This window comes from Stenotrophomonas sp. HMWF003, assembly GCF_003061285.1.
Taxonomy (GTDB): Bacteria; Pseudomonadota; Gammaproteobacteria; order Xanthomonadales; family Xanthomonadaceae; genus Stenotrophomonas; species Stenotrophomonas maltophilia_AP.
The window spans coordinates 1-7171 of record NZ_QAIW01000163.1 but is presented as its reverse complement, the minus strand read 5'-3'; the positions used below and the strand labels follow the sequence as shown (position 1 = coordinate 7171).

The following is a 7171-nucleotide window of genomic DNA, read 5'->3' as shown; positions in this document are numbered from 1 at the left end:
GTCCGGGCCGAACGCCAGCCGGTGGCCGTAATGGCCGCCGCCTTCGACCTTCGGGGTCTGGCGCCAGATCACCTTGAAGTCCTGCAGCGTGCCGCTGCCATCGGCGGCCAGCACCAGGCGGGCGCGGCCCACGGCGGCGCCGCGGGTGTCGCCTTCGCCAGCTTCGGCATAACTCACATACACCAGCTGGTTCTTGGCGAAGCCGGGGTGCGGCAGCACGTCGCCGAAGCCGCCCTGGCCGGCATAGGCCACCTTGGGCACGCCGCTGATGGCAGCGCGTTTGCCGGTTTTCAGGTCCACATGCTGCAAGGTGCCGGCCTTTTCGCTGACCAGCAGGCTGCCATCGGGCAGGAAGCTCATTGCCCACGGTTCGTTGAAGGTGCCGGCTTCGGTAGCGGCAAAGGGCCACTCGGCCTTCTTCAGGACCGGGGCGGCCGCCTTGTCAGCGGCCACGCAGGCGGTGGCGAAGAGGGGCAGGGTGAGGGTGACGGCGAGCGACAGCAGCAGCTTGCGGGTCATGGGGAATCTCCGGGTGGGGATGCGATGGCCAGCCATGGTTGTACAGCATGCCCATCAACGCGGCGTGGACCATACGTCATCCCCCGTAGGCGCGCGGGCCGTGATCGGCTACCGTTGGCGCGGGCTGCCCGTGGGGCGGCGTATGCGGCTTGCCGCCATCAAATGGAGTTGGATCCTATGAAACAACAGGTGCACAAGCCCTCCCCGGCCTTCATCGCCGCCTCGTGGGCAGCGCTGCTGCTGGGCGCGGCGGCCTATCTGGTTGGTCTGTTCAACGCCGAGATGGCACTCAACGAGAAGGGCTACTACCTCACCCTGCTGCTGTTCGGGCTGTTTGCGGCGGTGTCGCTGCAGAAGAGCGTGCGTGATCGCGTCGAAGACATTCCGGTCAGCGGCCTGTACTACGCGCTGTGCTGGTTCGCCCTGCTGGCCTCGCTGCTGTTGCTGCTGGTGGGCCTGTGGAACGCCACGCTGCTGCTGAGCGAAAAGGGCTTCTACGGCATGGCCTTCGCCCTGAGCCTGTTCGGCGCGGTGGCGGTGCAGAAGAACACCCGCGACCTGATGGCCGCGGGTGGCACTGTGCGCGAGATCCCGCCGCTGCCCAGCGGCGACTAAGCGCGGGCAGGTGCCGCGCGCTGCCTCAGGTGCCGCGCGGCACGCCCTTGTCCAGGTGCGACTGGTGCAGGGCAGTGGATTCATCCCAGCCCCGGCGCACCGCGTTGCGCGCCTGTTCCCAGGTCAGCTTGCTCTTGCCGCGTTCCTGCGCCCAGCGCGTTTCCAGCTCGGCTTCCACCTGCTCGTAGGCGCGGATCATCTCGTCGGCCCGGGAGTAGTGGCCCAGCTGGTAGGCCGGCTCGTAATCGTCGTAGAACTGGCTGTTGTCGTAGTACGGCTCGCTCGGGAAGCGTTCGCGCCAATAGTCCGATACCGCCTGGCGCGGCACACCGTCTTCCGGCACCCGGCCGGGAATCTGGTAATCAGTAGGCATGTGGTGGCTCCGGTTGGGTGAGGCTCCACCCTACCCAGTGGCCGGTTAACGCCGTGGACCCACGAGGTGAATGACACATCAAGCGTCAGCCACCGCGCGGTGTCTGTTCAGGCCGGTCGGTCCTTGCGCGGCAGCCTGTAGATCACCGCGCCCACCGCGAAGGCAATGCCGGCGGCGGCGATGTTCTGCCAGCTGGCACTCACGAACAGCGCCACGCACAGCACCAGCGCCAGCACCGGAATCACCGGGCCGCCGGGCAGCTTCAACGCACCGGGGCGGTCGCGGAAACGGCGCGCCAGCACCAGCACCGCCGCGGCCGTGCCGATATAGGCGAACAGGCGCGTGGTCATCGACAGCAGCGCCAGCTGCACGAACGAACCGGACAGCGCCAGCGCCAGCGCGATCACGCCCTGGGTCACGATGGCCGCCGCCGGCGTGCGGAAGCGCGGGTGCACGTTGGCCAGCAGCTTCGGCCCGTAGCCGTCGCGGGCCAGGGCGAACAGGAAGCGCGGGCCCATCATCATGGTGTTGCTGTTGGTGCCCAGGATGGAAATGGTGGCGCCCACGGTGAGGATCAGCGCCAGCGCTTCGCCGCCGAAACGGGAGGCCGCGTCGGCCAGCGGCGTGGGCGAGGCGGCCAGGTTGGCCAGCGTGCCCTGTGCCACCAGCTGTACCGCGCCGTAGATGACGGTGACGCTGATGATCATGGTGATCAGCGCGAACGGAATGTCGCGGCGCGGGTTCTTGTACTCGCCCGCAGCGGCCGGGATGTTCTCGAAGCCCGCATAGGCGTACAGCAGCAGCAACGCCGCCTCGCCCATGCGCTGCAGGTCGTGTGGGTCCGGGCGGACTCCGGAGAAGGCCAGATCCATGTCGACGTAGAACGCGCCGATCGCCACGAACAGCAGCAACGGCAGCAGCTTGCCGATCACCAGGATCACCCCGGTGCGTGCGGCCGAACGCACGCCGGCCACGTTGACGGCGGTGAGGAAGCCCAGCGACACCACGATGATCAGCACGCGGCCGAGGTCGTGCCCGGCCCATGGCCAGAACCGTGCGACCGCGTCGGCCAGCGCATTGCTGAGCGCGGCGGCCGAGCTGATCCGGGTGAGCCAGATCATCCAGCCGATCTCGAACCCGGCAAACCGCCCGAACGCCTCGCGGGCGTACAGGTAGCTGCCACCGGGCTCGTCGAAGTAGCTGGCCGCCTGCGCGTAGCACAGCACCAGCAGCGCCACCACGATGCCGGCGGCAACCACGCCCCACAGGCTGAAGGGCCCGAGCAGGGCGACGGTGGCGGCGGGCAGCAGGTAGATGCCGCTGCCGATCACATCGTTGATCGACAGCCCGACGATCTGCCAGCGGCTGACCGCGCGTTCCAGTTGGGGATCGGCCGGGGCGCTCATCGGGTGTTTTCCGGTGCGGGCGGCAGGTTCCAGTCGTACTGCATCTGTTGGTACTGCGTGCGCGGCAGCAGCACGAACAGGGGGTGCTTGATCGGATCCAGCCAGGCCAGCAGGCGCTGCATGTGTTCGGGCTGCATGGCGGTGCAGCCGGCGGTGGCCTCCCCGGGCGTGCGCCACAGGTGGGCGAAGATGCAGCTGCCGCGGCGGGCTTCGGCCTTCGGGTTGTGCTCGATCACAAAGCCCTCGCGATAGCGCACATCCCCCTTGTTGTGCAGGTCCAGGCGCATCGGCTCGGTGGAGCCTTCCACCGCGTCGCTACCCACGACCTCGGCATCGACGATGCGGTTGTAGTACGGCGAATCGGGCACGTCCATGCAGTAGCTGCTGGCCAGCATCGGCTGGTACGGCAGGGCGGTGGTGATCGTCGGGGCGTAACCGAAGGCCGGGCCGATGGTGAAGACGCCGGCCGGGCTGCGACCATCGCCTTCCTTCTTTACCGGATCCCCGGGCTTCACCGGGTCACCAGGTTGGTGCGGGCCAACGCCTTGCGCCGGTACCACGCCCACGCCCCAGGCGCTGCCGTTGCGGCCTACGGCCACCTCGAATGCGCTGCCCTGTGGCGCCCAACCGTGCGGGGTGCGTGTGTAGGCCTGCAGCCGGCCATGGGCGGCATCCCAGCTGTCAGTGACGACCACGATCATCTGGTGGTGGTCCTGCAACGGCCCCACTGCCGGAGTGAGCGCGGCGGCGGGCAGGGCGCTGGTGGCCAGCACGACGGCGAAGACGGATCGGAACAACGGCAGCATCGTGGCGGACTCCAGAAGAGCAGGTGTTGATCAGGTGTCGATCAGGTGTTCGATCCGTTCCAGGTTCACCCCGAGCTGGCGGTGGCGGTCCGGGTTGGCGTGGCACAGCAGCACGAAGACGAAATCCAGCAGGGACTGCAACGAGGCACGGTACAGCAGCTGGGCCAGGTGCGGCGCCGGGTCGTGCGCGCACAGCACCAGTGAGGCATCGGCGTGCGCGCGCAGCGGGTTGGCGCTGTGCCGGGTGATCGACACCACCTTGCCGCCCACGTCCTGGAACTGGCGCGACAGCTGGAACAGCTGCGGCAGCTTGCCGAACTCGGAAAACACCAGCATCACGTCGTTGGCGCGTGCCGCCGACAGGTTGGCCATCATCAGGATCGGGTCGGCGTGGTGCACGGTGAGCATGCCCAGCAGAGACAGCCGCATCGCGAACTCGCGCGCGTACAGGCCGTCGTCGCCCAGGCCGTAGACGAACACCTTGGGCGCGGCGTCGATCAACTGCACGATGGCCTCGACATCGGCCTGCGGGTTGGCCACCCGGGTCTCTTCCTCGGCGGCGGCCTTGCTCAGCCGCAGGCGCTCGGCGATGCCGATGTAGGCGTTGTCGTCGGCCGCAGCCGGCGCCTCGGCCCGGGTGCCGTTGCCGGCGCGGGCCACCGCCTCGCCGATGGAGTACTTCAGGTCCGGGTAGCCCTTGAAGCCCAGTTTCTGGCTGAACTTGACCACGCTGGACTGGCTGATCCCCAGCGCACTGGCCAGCTGCTGGGACGAGTAGTCGCGCAGCAGGTGGGCGTTGTCGAGGATGAAGTCGGCGATGCGGCGTTCGATCGCCGACATGTGGTCACGCTCGGAGCGGATTTTCACCAGAGGGGGCATGGGTGGGGCATCGGGTCTGGAAAGGAGAGCATACGCAAGCTGCCGGGGAGCGCCGACCGTTGGTCGGCTGCGCAAGGCGGCATCGCGCGAAGTAGAGCCGACCGTTGGTCGGCTGCGCACACCGGAATCGCACGAACAGCAGCCACCCATGGGGTGGCTCTACCCGCAGGTGGTGGAGGCAGCCTCACCACCGCGGCGGCGTGATCATCTCCAGGCCCCGCACCTCGGTGATGCCCAGCCCCGGCGCGTCGCTGATGGTGATCTCCGACTCGTTGAAATTCACCCCGCCGCTGACCGGGTTGAACTGCCCCAGCGACGGCCCGTCCAGGTCCACCTTGGTGATCACATCGCTCTTGGCCACCGCCAGGTGCACGGCCGCCGCCACGCTGATGCTCGACTCGATCATGCAGCCGATCATGCACGGTACCCCGTAGATGGCGGCGATGTCGGCAATGCGGATCGCGTTGGACAGCCCGCCGGTCTTCATCAGCTTGATGTTGATGATGTCTGCGGCGCGTTGCTGGATCAGGTCGACCACCTGGCCGGGGTTGAACACGCTCTCATCGGCCATCACCGGCGTGTTGACCCGGTCGGTGACGTACTTCAGCCCGCTGATGTCGGCGGCCTTCACCGGCTGCTCCAGCAGCTCCAGCACCACCCCGGCCTCTTCCAGCGTGCGCATCGCATGCACCGCCTGCTTGGCGGTCCAGCCCTGGTTGGCGTCCAGGCGCAGCAGCGCACGGCCCTGCACGGCGGCGTGGATAGCCTTGACCCGCTCGATGTCCAGCCCGATGTCCTTGCCCACCTTGATCTTCAGCGACTCGAAACCGCGTTCGATCGCCGACAGCGAATCGGCCACCATCTTGTCGATGTAGTCCACGCTGATGGTGATGTCGGTGGTGATCACCGGGTCGCCACCGCCCAGCATCTGGTACAGCGGTGCCTTGTGCAGTTGCGCCCACAGATCGTAGACCGCGATCTCCACCGCGGCCTTGGCGCTGGTGTTGCGCTCCATCGCACCCTGGATCAGCGCGCACACATGGTTGAGGTTGGCCACGTCCTGGCCGATCAGGCGCGGTTTGATGAAGCTGTTGATGGCCTCGATGATCGAGCCGTGGGTATCACCGGTGATCACCGCGGTGGCCGGCGCTTCACCGTAGCCGGTATGGCCGGTGTCGGTGCGCACCAGCACCACCACGTCTTCCACCGTATCCACGGTGCGCAGCGCGGTCTTGAACGGGGTCTTCAACGGCACGCGCAGCATGCCAAGTTCGATGTCGGTGATCTTCATTCAGGAGTCTGGGCTCGAAGGCGCTGGATGTTGGTGATGCGGTCGATGTAGCTCACGGTGTCGCTGGCCATCATCGGCTCCAGCGGGGTCACCGACACGCCGTTGAGGTGCGCCTGCACGCGGGTGCCGTCGGGGCCGGACCAGCTGCCGCCGGCGGTGTCATGGATGACCCAGGTGCGGCCATCCACATGGCCGATGGCCATCATGACGTGGCCGGGGATGTAGACCAGGTCGCCCACCTGCAGCTGGTTCACCGCCGTGGTGCGCCGGGCCTTGCTGTCCTTGCCGGTGAAGGCGATGCGGTCCAGCGCCGGGCTCACCGCCTGCGCGCTGGTGTTGCGCGGCATCAGCACGCCCACGCTGCGGTAGATCTCGGACACGAAGCCGCTGCAGTCGCGGGTGTCGTAGTCGTGGCCCCAGCCGTAGCGCTCGCCGAGGAACTTGAAGGCCTGGGTGAGCAGGGTGCGCGGGGTCAGCGGCAGGTAGTCGGCCGCGCTGTCCTGTGCGCGCGGCAGCAGCGCCGGTACCAGCGCCAGGCGGCCATCGTCATTGCGCACCGGCAGCTGCAGCACGTAACCGGCGTGTGCCTGCTGGCCGTTCACCGGCGTGCCCGGCGGCCAGTCGGCCAGCACCGGCAGGCGCACGCCCATGTCCAGCTGCAGCCGCGATACGCGGGGTTCTTCCGGCGTGTAGGCGGTGAAGGCGGTGGCGCCGGTGATCACCCGGTACGGCCCGTGCTGGCCGTAGCCGAGCACCGTGGCTGCATCGCCGATGCCGACGAAGCGCTTCTCGATCCACGCCGCATAGCGCTCGCTGGTGACGAACAGCCACTGGCCATCGGCGCTTTCATGCAGCACCGCCACCGCGTCGCCGGGGAACAGCGCCGACTCCTGGAAGCGGTCGATGTCGATGTCGCCCTGGGTGGTGAATACCCGCAGCGACGTGGGGAAGGTACGCAGTGCGGCGCGATGGGTGACCAGGCCGTACTGCAGCGCGCGCTGCGCCGGAATGGCGGCCAGCGCCAGGTTGTCCAGGCTGGCGGTGCGCTGCGAGGCCCCCAGCGTTTTGCCATCCACGCCGTACAGGGTTTTCTCCGGCCATTTCGACAACGCCTGCACCGCGGCCAGTACCTGCGCCCGCGGCAGCTGTGCGGGCAGCGCGCGCAGGTCGTGGATGGAGGCATCGTCGGCGCGCATGCGCGCGTTCTGCGCCTGGATCTGGGCACGGTCCAGGATCAGCGCATCGGCGTTGGGTAGGCGCGCAGCCCAGTACTGTGGGGTGA

The 7171-nt window shown here is 68.0% G+C and carries 8 protein-coding genes; 1 reads left to right on the top strand and 7 read right to left on the bottom strand.

What is annotated here, in order from left to right; translation table 11 throughout:
• Positions 1–519, bottom strand: a 519-nt coding sequence (locus tag DBR34_RS22270; RefSeq protein ID WP_258223719.1) for a PQQ-dependent sugar dehydrogenase, incomplete at its 3' end; no start/stop codon positions are given.
• Positions 520–696: 177 nt separating this feature from the next.
• Here DBR34_RS22270 and yiaA point away from each other — a divergent pair.
• Positions 697–1134, top strand: a complete 438-nt coding sequence (yiaA, locus tag DBR34_RS06750; protein ID WP_128096224.1) for an inner membrane protein YiaA — start codon at positions 697–699, stop codon at positions 1132–1134.
• Positions 1135–1159: 25 nt separating this feature from the next.
• Here the strand turns inward: yiaA and DBR34_RS06745 are convergent, their stop codons facing one another.
• The 6 genes from DBR34_RS06745 to DBR34_RS06720 all read right to left on the bottom strand — a co-directional run.
• Positions 1160–1507 (bottom strand): hypothetical protein, encoded by a 348-nt coding sequence (locus DBR34_RS06745; RefSeq protein WP_038690880.1) that lies wholly within the window; start codon positions 1505–1507, stop codon positions 1160–1162.
• A gap of 107 nt (positions 1508–1614) precedes the next feature.
• Positions 1615–2913 (bottom strand): amino acid permease, encoded by a 1299-nt coding sequence (locus tag DBR34_RS06740; protein WP_128096223.1) that lies wholly within the window; start codon positions 2911–2913, stop codon positions 1615–1617.
• Entirely contained in the window at positions 2910–3719 is an 810-nt protein-coding gene (locus tag DBR34_RS06735) for a L,D-transpeptidase family protein (RefSeq protein ID WP_128096222.1), read from the bottom strand. The genes DBR34_RS06740 and DBR34_RS06735 overlap by 4 nt, the downstream gene beginning before the upstream one ends.
• Positions 3720–3749: 30 nt before the next feature.
• On the bottom strand, positions 3750–4598 hold the full coding sequence (locus tag DBR34_RS06730; protein WP_128096221.1) for a MurR/RpiR family transcriptional regulator: 849 nt from the start codon (positions 4596–4598) through the stop codon (positions 3750–3752).
• A 184-nt stretch (positions 4599–4782) separates the two neighbouring features.
• Entirely contained in the window at positions 4783–5889 is a 1107-nt protein-coding gene (locus DBR34_RS06725) for a dipeptide epimerase (protein WP_128096220.1), read from the bottom strand.
• Positions 5886–7171: SH3 domain-containing protein (locus tag DBR34_RS06720; RefSeq protein ID WP_128096219.1), on the bottom strand; the 1286-nt coding region annotated here is incomplete at its 5' end. The genes DBR34_RS06720 and DBR34_RS06725, both read right to left, overlap by 4 nt.

Bases quoted from the DNA above. Each gene is read 5' to 3' on its own strand.
- yiaA (WP_128096224.1), top strand. From the start codon at position 697: ATGAAACAACAGGTGCACAAGCCCTCCCCGGCCTTCATCGCCGCCTCG.
- DBR34_RS06745 (WP_038690880.1), bottom strand. From the start codon at position 1,507: ATGCCTACTGATTACCAGATTCCCGGCCGGGTGCCGGAAGACGGTGTG.
- DBR34_RS06740 (WP_128096223.1), bottom strand. From the start codon at position 2,913: ATGAGCGCCCCGGCCGATCCCCAACTGGAACGCGCGGTCAGCCGCTGG.
- DBR34_RS06735 (WP_128096222.1), bottom strand. From the start codon at position 3,719: ATGCTGCCGTTGTTCCGATCCGTCTTCGCCGTCGTGCTGGCCACCAGC.
- DBR34_RS06730 (WP_128096221.1), bottom strand. From the start codon at position 4,598: ATGCCCCCTCTGGTGAAAATCCGCTCCGAGCGTGACCACATGTCGGCG.
- DBR34_RS06725 (WP_128096220.1), bottom strand. From the start codon at position 5,889: ATGAAGATCACCGACATCGAACTTGGCATGCTGCGCGTGCCGTTGAAG.